The organism is Hyphococcus formosus, from assembly GCF_046736345.1.
Taxonomy (GTDB): domain Bacteria; phylum Pseudomonadota; class Alphaproteobacteria; order Caulobacterales; family Parvularculaceae; genus Hyphococcus; species Hyphococcus formosus.
Window position 1 is genome coordinate 1,043,548 of sequence record NZ_CP157210.1, and the last position, 20,569, is coordinate 1,064,116.

Genomic DNA, 20,569 nt, shown 5'->3' on the forward strand with positions numbered 1-20,569 from the left:
TAGCCCCAAAACGTCAGCCGCCCTTCATATAGGGTACTCACCGGAAAAATGAAATTATGACTTGGCAAACTTGGCTTTCAGCCTTTTTTCGACGCCGCTAGGCACAAAAGATGAAATATCGCCATCGAGGCGGCAAATTTCCTTCACAAGCCGTGATGCAATTGATTGATAACGGGCATCCGCCATCAGGAAAACAGTCTCGATATCGTCATTCAAGACCTGATTCATGCCGACCATTTGAAACTCATATTCAAAGTCAGACACGGCCCGCAGGCCCCGGATGATGATATTTGCGTTCAGCTCCTCGGCGAATTTCATCAGCAAGGTTTCGAACGGCACAACGCGGATCGTCGCCGAGTTGGTCTTCGCAATCTCTGCGATTTCCTCCTCGACCATGGCGACCCGCTCTTCGAGCGAAAATAAAGGCGATTTGTCTCGATTAATCGCAACGCCAATGACCAATTCATCGACCAGTTTCACCGCCCGCTGCATCAGATCCACATGGCCTAGGGTCACTGGATCAAACGTACCGGGATAAAGGCCGACTAATTTCGTCATTCTTCTTCGCCCTCTTCCTCGCCTTCTACTTCTTCGACCCGGCCGACGGAGACAACATTTTCGTCCTCCCGGGTTCTGAAAATGGTGACGCCTTGTGTATTACGCCCCGCAACGCGGATGTCATTGACCGGTGTACGGATCAATTGTCCGCCATCGGTCACGAGCATAATCTGGTCGGTATCTTCGACCGGGAACGCCGCAACAACCGGGCCATTACGCTCGGTCGTCTGTATCGCAATGATCCCTTTACCGCCGCGACCAGAGGTGCGGTATTCATAAGACGACGTCCGCTTGCCATATCCGTTTTCGGTCACGGTAAGGATGAATTGCTCCGCTGCGCCCATTTCCGCCAGCCGCTCAGGGCTAATGGCAATATCTGCGGTTTCCGTATCATCCGGCTCGTCCGCATCGCCCTCGCCCGCCGCACGGCGCATCGCCGCTGCGTGTTTGAGATAGGCTTTTGACTCTTCGGAATTGGTGTCGATGTGATGCAGGATCGCCATCGAAATCACGACATTCCCTTCGTCAAGACGGATACCGCGCACACCGGTTGAGGTTCGGCCCGCAAAGACCCGAACCGCATCAACCGGGAAGCGGATGCAATAGCCTGCTGATGTTGTCAGCAAGACATCTTCGTTTTCGCGGCAAAGCTGAACGCCGACTAAGCGGTCATTATCATCAAGCTTCATGGCAATCTTGCCATTACGATTGATGCGCTGGAAATCAGAAAGCTTATTCCGGCGGACATTGCCCGAACGAGTCGCAAAAGTGATCTGCATTTCGTCCCAGGATTCTTCATCTTCGGGCAGCGGAAGAATATTGGTCACCCGCTCATCCGGCCCCAGCGGCAGCAGATTGACAAATGCCTTACCGCGAGAGTTCGGCGCACCTTCGGGAATGCGCCAAAGCTTGAGCTTGTAGACCATGCCCGTTGACGTGAAGAACAGAAGCGGGGTGTGCGTATTGCCGACAAAAAGTTGCGAGACGAAATCTTCGTCCTTGAACTTCATACCCGCGCGGCCCTTGCCGCCGCGTTTCTGCGCCCGGTAGGTCGAAAGCGCGGTCCGTTTGACATAACCCGCATGGGTTACGGTCACGACCATCTCGTCACGCGGGATAAGATCTTCGTCTTCGACCTCACCTTCCGCATCGACAATTTCTGTTCGGCGTGGCGTCGCAAATTCATCACGCGCGGCAATCAGCTCATCTTTGATGATCGCCAAGACGCGCTCACGATTGCGGAGGATATCAAGATAATCGGCAATCTTTTCGGCAAGGCTTTTCAGCTCATCACCGATTTCATCGCGGCCTAGTGCCGTCAGACGTTGAAGCCGCAGATCGAGGATCGCTTTCGCCTGTTCTTCTGACAGCGTTAGCGTATCGCCCTCGGTCATCATGTGACGCGGATCGGCAACCAAGAGCACCAAGGGTGCCAAGTCCTTGGCCGGCCAAGAGCGCTCCATCAATTGCGCCTTCGCGGTTGCCGGATCAGGGGCCGCCCGGATCAAGGCAACGACCTCGTCGATATTGGCGACCGCAATCGCCAAGCCGACCAAAATATGCGCGCGGTCGCGCGCTTTGTTGAGGTCAAATTTCGTCCGCCGCGTAATCACTTCCTCGCGGAAGTCGATAAAGGATGCCAACACATCCCGCAGCGTCATCTGTTGCGGCTTACCGCTATTGAGCGCGAGAAGATTGACGCCAAAGCTCGTTTGAAGCTGTGAATGACGATAAAGCTGATTGAGCACCACATCCGGGCTCGCGTCGCGCCGCAGCTCGATCACAACACGGATACCGAGGCGGTTGGATTCGTCACGAATATCCGCGATGCCTTCGATCTTTTTCTCGCGCACCAAGCCCGCAATACGTTCGACCATCACGGATTTATTCAACTGGAACGGAATTTCCGTGATGATGATGCCGTAACGATCTTTGCGAAGCTCTTCGATCGTCGCGCGGCCACGCATAACAACCGAGCCGCGCCCGGTCAGCAGTGCCGATTTTGATCCTGCGCGCCCGAGAATGATCCCGCCGGTTGGGAAATCAGGTCCCGGTACGATCTCGATTAGTTCTTCATCTGTGATCGCCGGATTGTCGATCATCGCCAAAGTCGCGTCACATACCTCGCCGAGATTATGTGGCGGGATGTTCGTCGCCATACCGACCGCAATACCGCCCGCACCATTGACGAGAAGATTGGGGAACCGCGCCGGCAGAACCATCGGTTCATGCTCTGAACCGTCATAGTTCGCCTGAAAGGCGACTGTGTCTTTTTCGATGTCCTCAAGCAGCGCATGCGCCGGTTTGCCCATGCGAACTTCGGTATAACGCATCGCAGCCGGGGGATCGCCGTCGATGGAGCCGAAATTCCCTTGCCCGTCTAACAATGGCAAGCGCAGTGAAAAGTCCTGCGCCATACGCGCAAGCGCATCATAAATCGATTGGTCACCATGCGGGTGATATTTACCGATCACATCCCCGACAACACGTGCCGATTTTCGGTATGGCTTGTTGAAGGCATAGCCATTTTCGTGCATCGACCACAAAATCCGGCGGTGCACAGGCTTTAAGCCATCGCGTGCATCGGGAATCGCACGGCTGACGATCACACTCATCGCGTAATCGAGATACGATTTTCGCATCTCTTCTTCGATATGAATGGTCGATACGCCGTCGCCTAATTGTGGCGGGGTGTTTTCTTCTGCATTATCCGGGAGATCGCCGTTATCTTCGGCCACGAAAGAACCTTTTGGAATCAGTTAAAAATGAACTGCTCTGACTAGCATTGCCCCCCAACAAAGCCAAGCATTTGACCTGTTTATTGCACGGTTTATTCGCGGAAGTACATCGGTTAACATAGACAGGCAATTTCATAAGGAAAAAGCATGTACTCAAAAGCAAAATTGCTCTCCATTTCAGTAGCTTCTATAATATTCCTCGCAGCCTGTGGAAAATCCGATAACCCGGGTACAAGCAGCAAATCTGACGCAGGTTCACTCTTACCCACGCTAGCCCCCGCCGATTGGGCGGATGCGGCAAGCAGTTTCATCGACACCGAAGGCAACGAAATCGGCTATGTCGTCTTTAAAAACGCGCCGCGCGCCGGCGTTTTAATCCGCGTTGACGTCAAAGGTCTCGATCAAGGGTGGCATGGCATTCACCTTCACCAGGTTGCCGATTGCTCTGACGGCGCTGAGGGTTTCAAAGCATCGGGCGGACATATCGACCCTGATGACAATCCGCATGGCTTGTTGCACGAAGATGGTCCCGAACGCGCCGATATTCCGAATATCTATGCCGGTGCCGATGGCCGCGCGACAGCAGAAATTTTCAACTCAACGATTGGCCTGTTTCCGAGCGAGGCCGCGGCCGCCGAATCCGGCCCACATCCGCTGATCGATGAAGATGGGTTTGCAATGATCATTCACGTCAATCCTGACGACCACATCACGCAGCCTATTGGCGGCGCTGGTTCGCGTGTCGCCTGCGCGGCAATCAAACCCCTCAATTAAAAAGCGTCAAACGATGAACGCTCAGGGTGACACGCTAACGCGCCTGCTGATGCAGGACCGGCGAGCTTCCTATTACAGATTACGAGGCGGCTTTCCGGTCTTGTTTGCTGGCGCAACATATTGGGGCGTTCTGACCGCCGCAGGGTATTTCGCCAATCAATATGCGTGGTTTCTGATCGCGCTTTTGGGCAGCGGAGCAATTTTTCCAGCCGCGCTTTTTTACAGCAAAGTTTTTCGCATTGATTTCATGCAGGACCGGACCTCGGTCACGAGCGTTCTTCTTCCGGCTTTTATCGCCATGCTTCTTTTCTGGCCGATGGCAATTGCAGCGCTTTGGGAAGCACCTGCAATATTTCCCCTGATAATGGCAATCGGCCTTTCTTTACACTTTCCGGTAATCGGCTGGGCCTATGGGCGCACGGCGATTTACAGCGCACATGCCCTATTCCGTGCTATCATCGTTTTTGTGATATGGTGGAAACTGCCGGAACACCGGCTGACATTGTTACCACTAAGCGTCACGGCGATATACCTGCTCACGGCGCTAATTGTTGTGGTGGATTCAAACCGGTTTCGGGATGTTGAAAGACCGGTTTTAGACTGAAGATATTATCTTCAGTGCGTATGGGGGTGCGTAAAATGACGAAGGTGAACAGAAGAAATTTCGTTCTCGGTAGCGGCGCAATTCTATCGGTGGGATTGACGACAAACGCGCATGCCAATGATGCAACGGGCGCATGGACTCCGCTGCGCGATATGCCCTTCCCCGTGCAGGAAATTTATCCTGCGGCTTTTCGGAAATCGTCCGATCCCGGCCCTTCGCTAAAACCAAAGCCGCTCGATATTTTGGTCAATGCAGGCGGCATGACACCCGATGATGAATATTTCAACGTCACCGATGCGGTGACCTTTTATGACCCCGCATATGACGCCTGGGGTTATGGCACACCCTTGCCTGAACCGCGCCATCATCTTTCGCTCGTCAATAATAATGGTCTTTTATATGCCATTGGCGGTTTTGCGCGGAATGATCGCGGCGGTTGGCAAATGCGTTCTGATTGCTGGCGTTTGCGCGAATTAAATGGCCGATGGGAACGCATGCGTTCTTTACCGCATCCGCAAGCCGAAAGCGTTTGCTTGTCACTCAACCGATATATTCATGTTGTCGGCGGCCGTGCTCCGGCGGGCAGTTCCAATGCGCAATGGTCAGACCATATCGACACAGACGAACATTGGTATTTTGATGCCGGCGAAAATCGTTGGCATTCACTTGCGCCTTTACCGCGACCGCGAAATTCTTCTGCTGGTGCTGTTGTAAATGGCGTTCTCTATGTGATTGGCGGACGCACGGTCAGCGACGGCAATATGACCGCGGTTGATGTCTATGATCCGCTCGCAGACCGCTGGGAAGCCGCAAAACCAATGCCGAAAGCACAAGCGGGCCTGGCGGCTTCGGTATTGAATGGCAAAATCTACGTATTTGGCGGCGAATATTTCAAACCCGGTAATGGCGGCGTCTTTGCGGAAGCATGGGAATATGACCCGGACAAAGACGATTGGCGCGCCGTTGCCGCAATGCCGCGACCACGACACGGCTTAGGTGCGGTTACACTTGGTAATGCAATTTATGTTTTGGGCGGCGCAAGTCAGCCCAGCGGCGTTGGCACAAGCGCCGCATTAGATCGTTTCGAAATTTAGTCCGCACTAATTTTGATCAACCGGCAGACAATCTGCATAAACCGGATTGCCGACAACTTGTTGGCTCATCCACGCTTGGCCGGCTGCACGACATTCCGCCTCGCTTTCATAGATACCGATAAATTCCGGTTCACTCGTCGGGCCCGGTGTTAAATATCCCTGTGCGGCCCATTGCGTAACGTCAGAACTTGTCGCGCATGCAGAAATCAAAAACAGTGTTGCGAACAATGTTGCAATGCGAAAGTTCATTCGTGCGTTTTGAATTTTTGATACGCGTTTTTTGAAACATTCCGTGATGATCATCTTTCATCCCTCCCCGGATGTTTGTTTCCTGACAATCAAACGCAACAACAATGGCGAAGACATGGCGTTGATGCGCAAACGCAAACTTATTCCGGTTATCGGAACTGATTTTGATACGGAAATCAAACGAGCGAAAAACAAATAAAGCCCCGGCGAATGTTGCGCCGGGGCTTTTGGTGAATTCATAAAATGAATTTCGGTAATTTCGAACGTAAACGTCCGGATAAACTCGCTGCGGACTGCCCCCGCATGCCATCGGCCCAAAACATCTTGATCGGCCCGATGAAAAACCCCTCTTGGTGCGTTTGAGATGCTTCAAAACACCTGAAACGCGAGCGGTGAATAGCAAAAAATAAAACGATTAGCGTGGTTTACGCTAAATCAGCCGCGTTTAGCGTCTTGTCGTCTTACGTTTTGTTGTTTTGCGCTTAGCGGTTTTTTTCTTGGCTGTTTTCTTTTTAGCCGTTTTCCGCTTCGCAGGAGCTTTCCGCTTCACTGCTTTCTTGGCTGTTTTGCGCTTAGTGGTTTTTTTCGCCGTTTTGCGCTTAGCGGTTTTCTTCTTGGCTGTTTTTTTCTTAGCCGTCTTCCGCTTCGCTGGCGCTTTCCGTTTTACAGCCTTCTTCGCTGTCTTACGCTTTACGGTTTTTTTCTTAGCCGTTTTGCGCTTGGTCGTTTTTTTAGCGGGTGACTTCCGCTTCACAGCTTTGCGCTTAGTCGCTTTTTTCGCTGTTGTTTTACGCTTTACAGTTTTCTTCGCGGTTTTTTTCTTAGCCGCTTTACGCTTCGTCGTTTTTCTCTTTACCGCCATGGTTCACCTCCGAATCATGCGTTGAAAGAGAAACTGTAACTTAATTTCCTAAAAAAGTATTGTATATGCGCAACGCTTAGCGTGCGCATTTGCATTTTTTTGCAATTTTTGATTCGTTTTTGCGATTAAAACGGAATGTCGTCGTCCATATCGTAATTTTGTCCGCCCGAAGATGGACCTTGATCGGACATTCCGCCTGCGTTGCGATCTGAAAAACGATCACCGCCGCCGCCGCCGCTTCTTCCATCGAGCATTACAAGCGTTGAATTGAAATTACGCAGAACAACTTCGGTTGAATAACGGTCATTGCCGTTTTGATCTTGCCACTTGCGTGTTTCGAGTTGCCCTTCGATGTAAACTTTCGAACCTTTCCGAAGATATTGCTCCGCAACGCGGGTCAAACCTTCCGAAAAAATTGCAACTGAATGCCATTCGGTTTTTTCGCGACGCTCACCGGTGTTGCGATCTTTCCAGCTTTCAGAAGTCGCAATCCGCAGATTGCAAACAGATCCGCCATTTTGAAATTTGCGAACTTCCGGATCTGCACCCAGATTCCCTACCAAAATGACTTTGTTGACGCTGCCTGCCATGAGACTCTCCTGAAATACCCGAATTCATTCTTATCAGAGCTAATCGCTCGATTTTCCATCAAGCTCAATGATTGGTTCTCCCCACCCACCAGTTCACTTTAGCCTGATGGGAACACAAATGTTCACACCTTGTTCTTGCTGTCAACGGCGATATATAGGACATTCACTGGCAATTTCCGGATTTATCGCCATATCGCGCGTCCAATCACCGACCTGAACCGTTTGAAGAAAAAAAGAAGTCCCTATGAGTTTGAAATCAATTCGCGTCGCTGGCGCGCGTGAGCACAACCTGAAAAATGTGACGCTTGAGGTGCCGCGAGACAAATTGATCGTGATGACCGGATTGTCCGGTTCCGGTAAATCCTCGCTCGCATTCGATACGATTTATGCGGAAGGGCAACGCAGATATGTCGAGAGTCTGTCTGCTTATGCGCGGCAGTTTCTTGAATTGATGCAAAAGCCGGATGTCGATCAAATTGACGGGCTGTCACCGGCAATTTCCATCGAACAAAAGACAACATCGCGCAATCCCCGTTCAACCGTCGGTACGGTTACAGAGATATACGATTACATGCGTCTGTTGTGGGCGCGCATTGGTGTGCCTTATTCGCCCGCAACGGGCCTTCCGATCACATCGCAAACGGTCACCGAAATGGTCGATCGATTGATGAACGAAGACGAAGGCGCGCGTTTTTACCTGCTTGCGCCGATTATTCGCGGACGCAAGGGCGAATATAAGAAAGAATTTGCTGACCTGATGAAAAAAGGTTTTCAGCGCGTCAAAGTTGATGGCGAATATTACGAGATCGCCGACGTTCCCAAACTCAACAAGAAAATCAAACATGACATCGAAGTGGTTGTAGACCGCGTTGTCGTGCGCGATGGGGTTCAGTCACGCCTTGCAGAGTCGTTTGAAACCGCGTTGGAACTTGCAGACGGTATCGCCATTGCGGAAAGCGCGGACAAAAAAGACAAAGACGGTGCGCCGCAACGCACAATTTTCTCCGCAAAGTTCGCCTGCCCCGTATCCGGTTTTACCATTGACGAAATTGAACCGCGGCTGTTTTCGTTCAACGCCCCTGCTGGCGCATGCCCATCTTGCGATGGCTTGGGCACCGAAATGATCTTTGATGAAGATCTTGTGGTCCCGGACGGTTCAAAACCATTAAATGACGGTGCGATTGCCCCTTGGTCGAAAGGGACCTCACCTTATTACGCGCAAACCCTTCAGGCTCTGGCCCGGCATTATAAGTTCAAAATCACCGTTCCATGGGATGAATTGGATGATACCGCGCAATCGGTCGTTCTCTACGGCACGGGCGATGAGGAAATTAAGTTCATTTATGCGGATGGTGCCCGCAAATTCGAAACCATCAAACCGTTTGAAGGCGTAATACCGAACCTGGAACGGCGTTGGCGCGAAACCGACAGCAATTGGGTACGCGAAGACCTTTCTCGCTTTCAGTCAATTACCGATTGCGATGCCTGTAATGGCATGCGTCTTAAACCCGAAGCGCTGGCTGTTAAAATTGATGGCTTGTCTATCTCTGAGGCAACAGCGTTTTCGATTCAGGCCGCGGGCGAATGGTTTAATGCGCTTGAGGACAAACTCAGCAAAAAAGACCTTGAGATCGCTGCACGCGTTTTGAAAGAAATTCGCGAGCGTCTTTCCTTCCTCAACAATGTCGGTCTCGACTATCTCACCCTTTCGCGCGCGTCCGGTACTTTGTCGGGCGGTGAGAGCCAACGCATTCGTCTTGCGTCACAAATTGGCTCTGGTTTAACCGGCGTACTTTATGTTCTTGATGAACCCTCAATCGGATTGCACCAGCGCGATAATGAACGATTGCTCGAAACGCTCAGTCGCCTGCGCGACCTCGGAAATTCGGTGATTGTTGTCGAACATGACGAAGATGCGATCCGAACTGCTGATCATATTGTTGATATTGGTCCGGGTGCGGGCATTCATGGCGGTCAGATCGTTGCGCAGGGTTCTGTCAAAGACATCATGAATACAAAGGAATCGCTTACGGGCGATTACCTCGCCGGTCGCCGCGAAGTGCCGATCCCGGAATCGCGTCGCCCCCATGTGAAACGCAAATCGATTAAAATTACTGGTGCGCGCGCGAACAACCTTAAAAATGTCACTGCCGAAGTTCCTATCGGGCTTTTGACATGCGTCACCGGCGTTTCCGGCGGCGGTAAATCGACCTTGGTGATAGAGACTTTATATAAAGCGGCGGCGCGCCGTCTTTATAATAGTAAAGACGCCCCTGCAGAGCATGACAAAATCACCGGCCTCGAGAAATTCGACAAGGTGATCGATATCGACCAATCACCGATTGGCCGTACACCGCGCTCCAATCCGGCCACTTATACGGGCGCGTTCACGCCGATGCGCGAATGGTTTGCCGGCCTGCCGGAAGCAAAAGCGCGCGGTTATAAACCCGGTCGCTTTTCTTTTAACGTCAAGGGCGGACGTTGCGAGGCGTGTCAGGGTGACGGCGTCATCAAGATAGAGATGCATTTTCTACCGGACGTTTATGTCACTTGTGATGTCTGCAAGGGCCAGCGCTATAATCGCGAGACATTAGAGGTCAAATTCAAGGGTAAATCGATTGCTGATGTTCTAGACATGACCGTCGAGGAAGGGGCAGAGTTTTTCAAAGCTGTGCCGTCGATCCGCGATAAGCTTGAGACGTTGAACCGTGTCGGTCTTTCTTATGTAAAGATCGGACAGCAGGCCACGACCTTATCCGGCGGCGAAGCGCAACGGGTCAAGCTATCAAAAGAACTTTCAAAACGCGCAACGGGGCGTACGCTTTATATTCTTGATGAGCCGACAACCGGCCTTCATTTCGAAGACGTCCGTAAGCTGATGGAAGTTATTCAAGAGCTAACCGAAGGCGGTAACACGGTTGTTGTCATTGAACATAATCTCGACGTGATTAAACAGGCCGATTGGATCATCGATATCGGTCCCGAAGGCGGCGATGGCGGCGGCACAATCGTTGCGGCCGGTACGCCCGAAGATGTCGCCGAAGTCCCCGAAAGTTATACGGGCAAGTTTCTAAAACCATTGCTTACGCCCAAAAAAGCGACGGCAAAGAAAAAGACCACGAAACGCAAACGCGCGGCTTAAATGGATCCCGGATTAAGCCCGGGATGACGGTTGAGAGGCTCACGTCCAACACAAAAAAAAGGCCGGCGGTGCGCCGGCCTTTTCAGTCAATTTATACCGTCTACTGATCGATAACATCTTCAGCAGCGTCACCGACATCATCGGCGGTGTTTTCTACGCCTTCGCGGGTTTTATCCCATCCTTTTTGAAGAGCGTTGCGGCTTTCGGTAAAGCGTGGCGAAGCGGTCAGTTCGGCCTCGGATAGATCGAGGACAAGGCCACCATCACCCTGCTCTACGGCGAGCTTGGAATAAGCAACCGCATAACGCTCACCCATACCGATCGAACCGATAGCGCTTTTCTGTACCAGCAGATGCTCTACGCGACCATCGGCTGAGAGAATAATGTCGTTGATGACCGCGTCATCGTCGTCATTATCATTTGCCGTCTCAAGATCGACTTTGGCACCGATAATCTCTGATGCGAGGCTGTAATCATTCATTTCTTCGGTACGATATTCAGCGACCGCCTGAATTGCCTCTTCGCTCAGCGAGACAGAAACGATTGGCTCATGCTCTGAGTCAATCTCGATGTCCATTTGCTGATAGTCGAGGGCACCGCGTGTTCCGCCAAGGCCGAATACGCCGCCTGACAGGAAGATGGCTTTACTTGCGTTACCGTTCGCATCGATTTCAATATCGTCGATGCGCGCAATTCGCTCGCCATCAGCGCCGCGAATACCTTCGCCCAATAGCTCTTTAGCGCTCAATGATGATGGGCTCATCCAAACTGTACCACTCGCTGAATAATCCGCAGTTGTGGTTGTGCCAGCCTCCATGTTTGTCCGCGCTTCGGCGTTCATTTCGGCTTTGTTTTGCGATTCAGCATTTGCGCTCAGCGGCAACAACAATGCTGACGCGGCGGCAGTGATAAGCAATTTATTCATAATAGTCCGTCCTTTCCAAACTACACCACCGCCAACAAAGCGATTAGTAATTTGTTCCAAGTCAAAAATTGATCTTTGGAAAGAAAGCCGGACCGGGCCTTTGCGTTACTGGGCCCTTGCGCTATTGAACCGCAATCATACTCGGACAACGATAAGGCGGTGGTGCGCTGACGACCATATTTTCAGAACTGAACCACGTTTTTTCAAGCTCATCCCAATAGCCTTCAAGGTCTTGAGCCATTACCCATTCGTTCAACGCCATGCGCAACTCTTCGCTATTCTGGTCAACGGCAAAAGCCTCAATCGTCCGTGTGAGGGCATATTCGTGCGGGATCACATATTTCCGGGATTTAATGTCTTTCGCGACCTCTAAATAAGGCTCAAACATGACTGCACCATCGACAGACCCATCTTCAAGCGCCTCAACGATCTGCGTAAAGGAGCTGAACGGTGTTAAATCTGCGCCCGGAAATTCACCTTTCGCGACCTCACCGGAAACACCGCCTTCCTGATATGCGATTTTGATGTCCTTGCGGTTTAATCCGCGGACAGTCCGCGCGCGTTTGGCAACCTTTTTGGCGACCACCACGAAATATTCGGTGTCGTGATAGGGTAAGGAGAAATCCAAGAGGCGTCGCCGCCACGCCATATTCGAATAGCCAGACGCGATCATATCGGCCTCGCCCTCGAGGACAGCATCGGCGAGTTCGCAAAATGGTTTTTCGATATATTCAATATCGACGCCTAAATGCTCGCCCAGGCCGGTTGTTGAATCGATTTCAAAGCCGCGCAGATTGCCCTCATCGTCACTGATGACAAAAGGCGAAAGGCTGGCCACCGCGACACGCAAGGTTCCGCGCGATTTTATTTCATCGAGATCCGCAGCCATTGCGTTGCCCAACAGGGATAAACCCGCGACCGCGCAGCCTAGCAATTTATTCATCAATGACGCCCTCCAAATCATATGGGCTATATGACATGCATTTGCCCGGAGGGACAACATCGTCAGAACAGTGCGACACCGGCAATATATTGATGCAGGTAAAACGCGACCGCCCCATAGGCGATAACACCCACCGCAACCGCGATCAGGTCATTCTTGATTGGCCCCGCTGTTGGCGTCGGCGCGCCGCGACGCTTGAGAACGATGCGGTCAATCACCGAAAACCCGAGAAACGAGCCGAACAACAATAAAGACCTGACATCACCATTCACCAATAAATGCGCGAATGCCCAAATTTTAACGCTCGCGAGCATCGGGTGTTTTGCGGCTGCAGCGATTTTACCGGCCGGCAGATACGCCGCCGCCAGAAGAATGAACGCAATCAAGACGAGCCCATAGGTGACATGCCGCAGCGCTGGCGGCGTGACATAAAGGACAGTCTTATCCGCGTCAGGCCAGCCAACAATAATCAGCGCCAAGCCGATAAATGCGACAAGTGAAAACAAGCCGCGATACCGCATCGGCCCAAGCCGGGTAATGACGTCCGCACGGGCGACACGGGCAAAGGCCGTAAAGAAATGCGCTCCGAAAAAGATAATCAGACCTAAGATGAATAACAGCATTTTCGCCGCCTCCCCTTCACTGGCCCTCGATGGCAATGGCCCGTATCGGCATTTTACTCGCCTTCGAACTCTACCAGAGCCGTCACGTTTTTACCGAGCGCGCGTAATTTATCGGCACCGCCCAAATCAGGTAGGTCGACAACGAAAGAACAAAGAACAACATCGCCCCCCGCCCGTTCGACCAGTTTAATTGCCGCCATTGCCGTACCGCCCGTTGCGATCAAATCATCGACCAGCAAAACCCGTTCGCCCTTCTCTATGGCGTCCGTATGAATTTCGACTTCGTCGGTCCCATATTCGAGATCATAGGTTTCGCCGATCGTTTCATAAGGCAATTTGCCTTTTTTGCGGATCGGCACAAAGCCAACTGACAATTGATGGGCGATGGCCCCGCCCAGAATGAATCCGCGCGCTTCGATACCGGCGACTTTGTCAATCTTCGCGCCCGCCAATGGTTGCACCAATTCATCGACTGCACGCCGGAAGCCCCGTGCGTCGGTCAACAAGGTGGTGATATCGCGGAACATGATCCCTGGTTTTGGATAATCCGGAATGGTGCGGATTACGGATTTCAGGTCCATGTGGTCTTCCTTTATGTCTGGCGTGTCAAATTCCGGCCCACAATGGCGGAATCGCTGCACCCCGGCAAGTCGGCTTTCGGCATTGCAAAAAAAGACCCGGAGCAATGATTTCAATGTATTTCCCTATCTGCCGGTCGGCTCATCGCCGCGCGGAAACGCTTTGTCCCGCGCCTCTTGCACTTGGAAATCAAATTACGAAATCTATTTCTGGGGAACGAAGCCTATATAAATAGACCGGAATTACGCGAGGAGATTATCTTGAAAAAGATCCTGTTGTGCGGCGTTGCTGCACTATCACTGGCCGCCTGTAGCCAAAACACCGATACGAACAACCCGGCTACAGAAAAATCTGAACCATCCACCACCGAAAAACAAAGCGCCGCTTTGGGCGCCGCATTAGGCGATTGGGGCGTCGAACTCTCGGATATTGATGCCGATGTCGATCCGGGCGACGATTTTTATCAATTCGTCAACGGGAAGTGGCTCGAAACATTCGAAATCCCGGATGAGTTTTCGAATTACGGCTCCTTCACTGTTCTGTTTGAGCGTTCAGAGGACCGGGTGAAAAAAATCATCGAAGAAGCAGCATCGGGGAATGCGCCGGAAGGATCACTGGAAGACAAAATCGGCGATTTTTATGCGGCCTATACCGATGTGGATACAATCAACGAAAAAGGCTTTTCCGTCCTTGATGACGACTTTGCCAAGATCAATGCGCTGAATACCCATGAAGATGTCGCACGCGCGATGGGTGATCCGCGGATTGGCGCAATGTCACCTGTGGGTGCCTTTATCTCGGTCGATTCGAAAAAGACCGATCAATACATCACCTATCTCACCCAATATGGACTGGGCCTTCCGAACCGCGATTATTATCTCGATGCCAAATTTGCGGATAAACGGCCAAAATATGTGGCCTATATCGAAAAGGCATTAACGCTGGGCGGTGTCGATGATGCGGCGGCGAAAGCCAGCGCGATCATGGATCTCGAAACGCGCATGGCCGAAGTTCATTGGGAACCAGCGAAACGCCGTAATCGCGACCTGACTTACAACCTTAAATCGATCGACGAGTTAAAGAGCTTCGCGCCCGGCATTCCTTGGGACGCCATGCTCGAATCTGCCGGTTTGGCCGATCAGACGCAGTTTGTTGTGCGCGAGGATGACGCGATTGCAAATCTCGCGCAGATATATGCCGACACGCCAGTAGAAACATGGAAGGCATATCTGAAATATCACCTTTTACGTGAAAACGCGGACGTACTGCCGACCGAACTTGATGAAGCAAGCTTTGCCTTTTTCGATACCGAACTACGCGGCACACCAAAACAGCGTGAACGCTGGAAGCGTGCTGTCGCTGCGGTCAATGGTGCCCTCGGTGAAGCGGTCGGCAAGGTCTATGTCGAAAAATACTTCCCGGCGGAATCCAAAGAGCAGATGCAGGATCTTGTCGAAAATCTGCGTCGCGCATTAGACGAGCGGATCACGGACCTTCCGTGGATGAGTGAAGCGACCAAAGCCGAAGCGCATGCGAAGCTGGAAAAATTCACACCGAAAATCGGCTACCCTGATAAATGGCGCGACTATTCCGGTCTTATCGTGACCGAGGGCGAAGCCTATGAAAATGCGCGCAATGCGGTCGCCTTTGAATGGAATTACTCGATCTCTCGTCTGGGCGGTCCCGTTGATAAAACGGAATGGGGTATGAACCCGCAGCGGGTGAATGCCTATTACTCGCCGCCACGCAATGAAATCGTATTCCCGGCGGCAATTCTGCAAGAGCCATTCTTTGATCCGCATGCTGATCCTGCTGTTAATTATGGCGGCATTGGCGCGGTGATCGGTCACGAAATCGGACACGGTTTTGACGATCAGGGCCGCAAATCCGATGGTGACGGAATATTGCGCGATTGGTGGACAAAAGAAGACGCGGAGAATTTCAGCAAGCTCACCGATAAGCTTGGCGAACAATATGCGAGCTACCAGCCGATTGACGGGTTCTTCATCAATCCGAAACTCACCATGGGCGAGAATATCGGTGATGTGGGCGGTCTGGCCATGGCCTATCACGCCTACAAGCTTTCGCTGAATGGTCAGGAAGCGCCGGTCATCGATGGCTATACGGGCGATCAGCGCTTCTTTATGGCTTGGGCGCAAGTCTGGAAACGCATAGTTCGCGAAGAGGCACTTAAAAACCAGATCGCCAGTGACCCACATTCCCCGGCCCGCTATCGGGTGAATGGTGTCGTCCGCAATATGGACGCCTGGTACGACGCGTTTGACGTTACCGAAGAGGATGATCTCTATCTCCCGCCGGAAGACCGCGTCGAAATCTGGTAATCACTCACCAAATACGTCTAAGGCCCCGCATGTTCGGGGCCTTTTTCTATGGTGGGTGAGGTGAAAAGCCCTCTTGGGAATTCGCTTGGCCGCGCCTATTATCCCGCCCATGACAGATAAAGAGAAAATCCGCGAAGGTTTTAAACGCGCCCTGCTCCAGACTGCACGGGCGCTATCGGCACAACATGATGTCGAAGTCGCCTTTGGCGGAGACCATGTACAGGTTCAGGGTAAATCAGCGCGTATTCCTTTGCCGGCGCGGGTTATCGACAAAAAAAGCGCTGCGATTGCGCGCGGCGAAAGTGATGCGGCGGCGCTTCGCCTCGCCCATCATGATCCGGAGGCCCATATGCGTCTTGCGCCGAATGGCGCGGAAGCCCGGGCGGTATTCACCGCCCTTGAAAATGCACGTTGCGAAGCGATTGGCGATATCGCCTTAAAGGGCGTGGGCGACAATCTTGCCGCATCGCTGGCCAAAGCAATTGGCGACAAAGGCTATGAACAGCTTGGCCCATCGGACAGCGCACCAATACCGGATGTTGCTGCGCTTTTATTGCGTGAACGCCTGACCGGGCGTGCGGCACCGGCCATTGCATCAAACATTATGGACGCATGGCGCGAAGATCTCGAAGCGCGCGCCGGAGATGCGCTCGACGCGATGGCGAACGCCGCCAATCTCGACGATCAGGAAGCGTTCGCGGCGCTCGCGCGGAATTTCATTCACGTCCTTGATCTCGACGATGATGATCAAGGCGACCAGACAAGCCAGCAAAGCGCCGAAGATAATCAGGACGACGATAAAGACAGCGAAAACGAAAATGAGGGCGATGACGAAACCGGCCCTGATGAAATGCCCGAAGACCCGGGTTCGGGCGACGCTGACCCCGGCGAGACCGAGATGTCGGAACAGGAAATGGATACCGACATGGAGGATGATGACGGCGCAAGTGAAAACGCCAAGATCTCGTCCTTGCAATCGCAATTCGATAGCGACAGCGGCGCGGCCTATCACGCCTTTACCACCGAATATGACGAAATCGCTGAGGCGGTCGATCTATGTGACCCCGAAGAACTGGCGCGCTTACGCCGATCGCTCGATCGCCAGCTTGAAAATCTTCATGCGGTGGTGGCGCGGCTTGCGAACAAGCTACAGCGGAAATTGATGGCGCAGCAGAACCGAAGCTGGTCATTTGATCTTGATGAAGGGGTGCTCGATGCGGCGCGCCTTGCGCGGATTGTTGTCGATCCGATGCAGCCGCTTTCCTATAAGATGGAACAGGAACAAGAATTCCGCGACACGGTCGTGACCTTGCTCATCGACAATTCCGGCTCCATGCGCGGGCGGCCCATTACGATTGCGGCGATCTGCGCTGATATTCTCGCACGGACGCTTGAGCGTTGCGGCGTTAAGGTCGAGATTCTCGGCTTTACGACCCGGGCCTGGAAAGGCGGCCAATCGCGCGAGAAATGGATGGCCGAAGGGCGACCGAAAAACCCGGGCCGATTAAACGATCTGCGCCATGTGATTTACAAACCCGCAGATGCGCCTTGGCGCCGATCGCGTACATCGCTCGGTCTGATGATGAAAGAGGGCCTCCTCAAGGAAAATATCGACGGCGAAGCGTTGCAGTGGGCGCATAACCGCCTTTTGGGCCGACCCGAAGCGCGCCGTATTATGATGGTGATCTCGGATGGCGCACCGGTTGATGACACGACCTCATCGGCCAATGGCGGTGCTTATCTTGAACGACACCTGCGCGAGATGATCCATTTCATTGAGACCCGTTCACCGGTTGAATTGCTTGCGATCGGGATTGGTCACGATGTTACGCGCTATTATCAACGGGCTCTGACTATCGTCGATGTGGATCAATTAGGCGGAGCCATGATTGATAAGCTCGCCGAGCTATTCGACGAAAATCCGCCCAGCGATAAATCGCGCCGTGGCCGCGCCGCTTAATTGCGGCGCGTCGCTTCGATCGTGAATTCTACCCGGACATTGAGTGCAATTTGTTCTTCATTGAGCCAGTCGTCATTTTCGCCGAGGCCATAATTCGTACGGATTAAATCAACGCCGCCATTGGCGCGCGCGTTGTTGCCATCAATCGTCAACTCAAACTCAAGCGTGATTGGCTGCTCGAAAGATTTGATCGCCAATACGCCATGCGCCGCGTAGCGGTCATCGCCAATCTGCCGGATTTCCGTCGAGGTAAAGCGGGCCTGATCATAGGACTTTGTATCGAACCATTCTTTCGAGGGAATATTGGAATCGCGTAGGCTGTCACCGGTCGTTGCAGACGGCGTTGCAACGGTCACTTCGATCACGGACTGGTCTAACGCTTCCGGGTCGAAATTGATATTCGCGCTAAATTGTTGGAACTCGCCCGTAAAGGGCTTGCCTTTTTCCTCGCCGATAAAGCGAAGCGTGCTCGCATCATAATTGACGGCCCAATTACCGCCTTCGACGCGCTCGAAGCTCGCATTATTGCTGGCCACACTCGGCACCGCGAGATAAACCAAAGACCCAAGAACCAACACGCCGAAAATAGCGGCGATCCCGCCCCAGCTTTTCGCACCGAAGGGCAACATCGAGCGCAACACCCCGTCTTTATTGAAGAAATGGTGTTTCAGCGCAGCGCCGACATGAAGTGCCAAAAGGAATAAAATCGTAAAGGCGAGATATTCGTGAATCTCTTTCCAGAGATCTTCTGCCGCTTCGCGATCAACCACGCCGCCAAAAAACGGTAGATGCGGTACCGGGATTACCCCGAAATATTTTGTCGGAATGTCGGTGGGCGAAACACTGACCATCACCCAGCCAGCAAGGGGCGTTAACACCATCAGGCCATAAAACGCCCAATGGGTTGCGCGGGCCACCAGCTTTTCCCATTGCGGCATTGCGCTCGGAAGTGCGGGCGCGCGGTGGGACAACCGCCATCCCAACCGAACAATGGTCAGGATAAGGACAGACAGCCCAAAAGATTTGTGAAATTGATAGAGGTCGAATTTAATTGCCGAGCTATTCGGCAAATTGTGCATGTATAAACCACCGGCGATCTGACCGATTATGAGAATCGCGATTGCCCAATGAAGGGCAACCGCGACAGCGTTATATCGCTCGGTGTTTGTCGACATGACTATTCAGCAGCCATGTTAAATTCGGTTTCGATCTGGATATCGACTTCGTCACCGACATAGGGAACATAAAGACCGAGGCCAAAATCAGAACGCTTAATTTGCGTCGTGCCTGAGAAACCAATTTTGTAAACGTTATTCCGTTCGTCAAAGGCACTCGTATTATAGACAACGTCCAAGGTCACCGGCTTGGTAACGCCCATCATTGTCAGGTCACCTGTAATCTCGCCCGTCGTCGCGCCGGTGGATTTTACATCGGTGCTGACAAAAGTAATTTCCGGATATTCCGCCGTGTTGAAAAATTTGTCGCCGTTCAGATGGCCATCAAAAACATCAACGCCCGAGTCAATTGAAGTTGCATCGATTGTTACGTCTACAGAAGATTCCGTCGGGTTTTCCGCATTCCAGTCGAGCGTGCCTTCCCACTCGCGCCAACGAAGCATTGGCCGCGACAAACCTTGGTGAAGATAGGAGAAAGTAATGTAACGATGGGTTGGGTCGGTCACATAGATGCCCGATACAGCATCAAAAGTCGGGGCCGCGTCTGTGCTTTCTTCAGCTTTCGGTGTTTCAGTTGGCTTTGGTGATTCAGCATTGGCTTCGGTCGACGCCTCACCGCATGCGACAATCGCAAATGCTGCGACAGCCGATATCCCGGCGTTCCTCATAGTCAGAAAAGTCATGATATTTTCCTTCTGGTTCAAAAGTCGGTTTTTAAAAGGTTGTAGGCTTGCAAATTTTCAACGTAATTGCCGCCCACCTCACCTGATTTTGATCAATCCTGATAATGCGAGACAAGCGCACTCATATCCGGACGACCACGTTCTTTCGGCATCTGCGTCGCAGTTCCAATATAAATAAAACCTGCGATCTTTTCATCTGCCGTCAATGACAGCGCTTTCTCGATTCGCTCGTCAAAAGCATACCATTCCGTCAGCCACTGCGCAGCAAACCCATAGGCACATGACGCAAGCAAAAGGTTTTGCCCTACCGCACCGGCCGTCAGAACCTGTTCCCATTCCGGCGTACGGTGATCTTTGTTGACGCTGGAAATCAACGCAATAACCACAGGCGCACGTTGAAACCGATTTTGCTCATACGCAATCTTATCTTCAGATGCGTCAGGGTTTGTCTCGACGAAAGCCTCTTTCAAGACCTCACCAAATTTTGCCCGCGCCTCACCTTCAAAAACGATGAAACGGAACGGCGCAACCCGGCGATGATCGGGAACCCTCGCGGCGATTGTCAGAATATCTTTAAGCGTTTCCGCATCCGGGCCTGGCACGCCCAAACAATCCGCGGTCGTCGACCGGCGCTGACGCAATAATGTCAGCGTTTCTTCACTTTGATGCGCCGCTGGCAGATCATCGCCTAATTCTGGGTAATTCAACAGTTTTCTCCTATCGCTATT

General features: G+C 52.3%; 19 protein-coding genes. 8 read left to right on the forward strand and 11 right to left on the reverse strand.

Going from position 1 to position 20,569, the window contains the following annotated elements:
- Positions 1-54: 54 nt before the first annotated feature.
- Positions 55-558: a pantetheine-phosphate adenylyltransferase gene (coaD, locus tag ABFZ83_RS04895; RefSeq protein WP_411818312.1), complete on the reverse strand. Its 504-nt coding sequence runs from the start codon at positions 556-558 to the stop codon at positions 55-57.
- Positions 555-3,296, reverse strand: coding sequence for a DNA gyrase subunit A (gene gyrA / locus ABFZ83_RS04900; protein ID WP_411818313.1), 2,742 nt, complete (start codon positions 3,294-3,296; stop codon positions 555-557). Before gyrA ends, coaD begins: the two co-directional genes overlap by 4 nt.
- A 147-nt stretch (positions 3,297-3,443) precedes the next feature.
- Here gyrA and ABFZ83_RS04905 point away from each other — a divergent pair, with 147 nt between their 5' ends.
- Genes ABFZ83_RS04905 through ABFZ83_RS04915 form a run of 3 tightly spaced genes read left to right on the forward strand, consistent with a single transcriptional unit; the run spans position 3,444 to position 5,768 of the window.
- A complete protein-coding gene (locus ABFZ83_RS04905) occupies positions 3,444-4,070 on the forward strand; it encodes a superoxide dismutase family protein (protein ID WP_411818314.1) in 627 nt (208 codons plus the stop codon).
- 13 nt (positions 4,071-4,083) lie between these two features.
- A complete protein-coding gene (locus ABFZ83_RS04910; RefSeq protein WP_411818315.1) occupies positions 4,084-4,674 on the forward strand; it encodes a DUF7010 family protein in 591 nt (196 codons plus the stop codon).
- A gap of 35 nt (positions 4,675-4,709) precedes the next feature.
- Positions 4,710-5,768, forward strand: a complete 1,059-nt coding sequence (locus ABFZ83_RS04915; protein WP_411818316.1) for a Kelch repeat-containing protein — start codon at positions 4,710-4,712, stop codon at positions 5,766-5,768.
- A gap of 6 nt (positions 5,769-5,774) precedes the next feature.
- Here the strand turns inward: ABFZ83_RS04915 and ABFZ83_RS04920 are convergent, their stop codons facing one another.
- Positions 5,775-6,071, reverse strand: a complete 297-nt coding sequence (locus ABFZ83_RS04920) for a hypothetical protein (RefSeq protein WP_411818317.1) — start codon at positions 6,069-6,071, stop codon at positions 5,775-5,777.
- Between ABFZ83_RS04920 and ABFZ83_RS04925 the strand changes: the two genes are divergently transcribed.
- Both ABFZ83_RS04925 and ABFZ83_RS04930 read left to right on the forward strand, forming a co-directional pair.
- Complete coding sequence (locus tag ABFZ83_RS04925; protein ID WP_411818318.1) at positions 6,064-6,216, forward strand: hypothetical protein; 153 nt, start codon at positions 6,064-6,066, stop codon at positions 6,214-6,216. The two genes, ABFZ83_RS04920 and ABFZ83_RS04925, sit on opposite strands and share 8 nt — an antisense overlap.
- Positions 6,217-6,514: 298 nt before the next feature.
- Positions 6,515-6,904 (forward strand): hypothetical protein, encoded by a 390-nt coding sequence (locus ABFZ83_RS04930; RefSeq protein WP_411818319.1) that lies wholly within the window; start codon positions 6,515-6,517, stop codon positions 6,902-6,904.
- 100 nt (positions 6,905-7,004) lie between these two features.
- On the opposite strand, the gene ssb is transcribed toward ABFZ83_RS04930, so the two are convergent.
- A complete protein-coding gene (gene ssb, locus ABFZ83_RS04935) occupies positions 7,005-7,469 on the reverse strand; it encodes a single-stranded DNA-binding protein (RefSeq protein WP_411818320.1) in 465 nt (154 codons plus the stop codon).
- A gap of 244 nt (positions 7,470-7,713) precedes the next feature.
- On the opposite strand from ssb, the gene uvrA reads away from it, so the two are divergent.
- Positions 7,714-10,611 (forward strand): excinuclease ABC subunit UvrA, encoded by a 2,898-nt coding sequence (gene uvrA / locus ABFZ83_RS04940; protein WP_411818321.1) that lies wholly within the window; start codon positions 7,714-7,716, stop codon positions 10,609-10,611.
- Positions 10,612-10,711: 100 nt separating this feature from the next.
- On the opposite strand, the gene ABFZ83_RS04945 is transcribed toward uvrA, so the two are convergent.
- The 4 genes from ABFZ83_RS04945 to ABFZ83_RS04960 form a co-directional block, all read right to left on the reverse strand.
- Positions 10,712-11,536 carry a hypothetical protein gene (locus ABFZ83_RS04945; protein WP_411818322.1) on the reverse strand — a complete coding sequence of 275 codons (825 nt, stop codon included), beginning with the start codon at positions 11,534-11,536 and terminating at the stop codon, positions 10,712-10,714.
- Positions 11,537-11,657: 121 nt separating this feature from the next.
- On the reverse strand, positions 11,658-12,479 hold the full coding sequence (locus ABFZ83_RS04950) for an ABC transporter substrate-binding protein (RefSeq protein WP_411818323.1): 822 nt from the start codon (positions 12,477-12,479) through the stop codon (positions 11,658-11,660).
- A gap of 62 nt (positions 12,480-12,541) precedes the next feature.
- Positions 12,542-13,102, reverse strand: a complete 561-nt coding sequence (locus ABFZ83_RS04955; RefSeq protein WP_411818324.1) for an NnrU family protein — start codon at positions 13,100-13,102, stop codon at positions 12,542-12,544.
- 53 nt (positions 13,103-13,155) lie between these two features.
- The gene (locus ABFZ83_RS04960; protein WP_411818802.1) at positions 13,156-13,683 is read right to left on the reverse strand and encodes an adenine phosphoribosyltransferase; all 528 of its coding nucleotides are present in this window, start codon (positions 13,681-13,683) and stop codon (positions 13,156-13,158) included.
- Between the two features lie 258 nt (positions 13,684-13,941).
- On the opposite strand from ABFZ83_RS04960, the gene ABFZ83_RS04965 reads away from it, so the two are divergent.
- Complete coding sequence (locus ABFZ83_RS04965) at positions 13,942-16,023, forward strand: M13 family metallopeptidase (RefSeq protein WP_411818325.1); 2,082 nt, start codon at positions 13,942-13,944, stop codon at positions 16,021-16,023.
- 85 nt (positions 16,024-16,108) lie between these two features.
- Positions 16,109-17,983 (forward strand): cobaltochelatase subunit CobT, encoded by a 1,875-nt coding sequence (cobT, locus tag ABFZ83_RS04970; RefSeq protein WP_411818326.1) that lies wholly within the window; start codon positions 16,109-16,111, stop codon positions 17,981-17,983.
- Here cobT and ABFZ83_RS04975 read toward each other — a convergent pair.
- From ABFZ83_RS04975 to ABFZ83_RS04985, 3 genes are all read right to left on the reverse strand, one after another.
- Positions 17,980-19,158: a cytochrome b/b6 domain-containing protein gene (locus tag ABFZ83_RS04975; protein WP_411818327.1), complete on the reverse strand. Its 1,179-nt coding sequence runs from the start codon at positions 19,156-19,158 to the stop codon at positions 17,980-17,982. The genes cobT and ABFZ83_RS04975 overlap by 4 nt on opposite strands.
- A 2-nt stretch (positions 19,159-19,160) precedes the next feature.
- Complete coding sequence (locus ABFZ83_RS04980) at positions 19,161-19,841, reverse strand: YceI family protein (RefSeq protein WP_411818329.1); 681 nt, start codon at positions 19,839-19,841, stop codon at positions 19,161-19,163.
- A gap of 92 nt (positions 19,842-19,933) precedes the next feature.
- On the reverse strand, positions 19,934-20,548 hold the full coding sequence (locus ABFZ83_RS04985) for a nitroreductase (RefSeq protein WP_411818330.1): 615 nt from the start codon (positions 20,546-20,548) through the stop codon (positions 19,934-19,936).
- Positions 20,549-20,569 lie beyond the last annotated feature (21 nt).

What these genes read in the sequence shown, in the direction of transcription:
- ABFZ83_RS04915 (WP_411818316.1), top strand. Translation starts at nt 4,710, where the DNA reads ATGACGAAGGTGAACAGAAGAAATTTCGTTCTCGGTAGCGGCGCAATT.
- ABFZ83_RS04975 (WP_411818327.1), bottom strand. Translation starts at nt 19,158, where the DNA reads ATGTCGACAAACACCGAGCGATATAACGCTGTCGCGGTTGCCCTTCAT.
- ABFZ83_RS04920 (WP_411818317.1), bottom strand. Translation starts at nt 6,071, where the DNA reads ATGATCATCACGGAATGTTTCAAAAAACGCGTATCAAAAATTCAAAAC.
- ABFZ83_RS04980 (WP_411818329.1), bottom strand. Translation starts at nt 19,841, where the DNA reads ATGACTTTTCTGACTATGAGGAACGCCGGGATATCGGCTGTCGCAGCA.
- ABFZ83_RS04955 (WP_411818324.1), bottom strand. Translation starts at nt 13,102, where the DNA reads ATGCTGTTATTCATCTTAGGTCTGATTATCTTTTTCGGAGCGCATTTC.
- ABFZ83_RS04945 (WP_411818322.1), bottom strand. Translation starts at nt 11,536, where the DNA reads ATGAATAAATTGCTTATCACTGCCGCCGCGTCAGCATTGTTGTTGCCG.
- ssb (WP_411818320.1), bottom strand. Translation starts at nt 7,469, where the DNA reads ATGGCAGGCAGCGTCAACAAAGTCATTTTGGTAGGGAATCTGGGTGCA.
- uvrA (WP_411818321.1), top strand. Translation starts at nt 7,714, where the DNA reads ATGAGTTTGAAATCAATTCGCGTCGCTGGCGCGCGTGAGCACAACCTG.
- ABFZ83_RS04905 (WP_411818314.1), top strand. Translation starts at nt 3,444, where the DNA reads ATGTACTCAAAAGCAAAATTGCTCTCCATTTCAGTAGCTTCTATAATA.
- ABFZ83_RS04960 (WP_411818802.1), bottom strand. Translation starts at nt 13,683, where the DNA reads ATGGACCTGAAATCCGTAATCCGCACCATTCCGGATTATCCAAAACCA.
- coaD (WP_411818312.1), bottom strand. Translation starts at nt 558, where the DNA reads ATGACGAAATTAGTCGGCCTTTATCCCGGTACGTTTGATCCAGTGACC.
- ABFZ83_RS04910 (WP_411818315.1), top strand. Translation starts at nt 4,084, where the DNA reads ATGAACGCTCAGGGTGACACGCTAACGCGCCTGCTGATGCAGGACCGG.
- ABFZ83_RS04950 (WP_411818323.1), bottom strand. Translation starts at nt 12,479, where the DNA reads ATGAATAAATTGCTAGGCTGCGCGGTCGCGGGTTTATCCCTGTTGGGC.
- ABFZ83_RS04925 (WP_411818318.1), top strand. Translation starts at nt 6,064, where the DNA reads ATGATCATCTTTCATCCCTCCCCGGATGTTTGTTTCCTGACAATCAAA.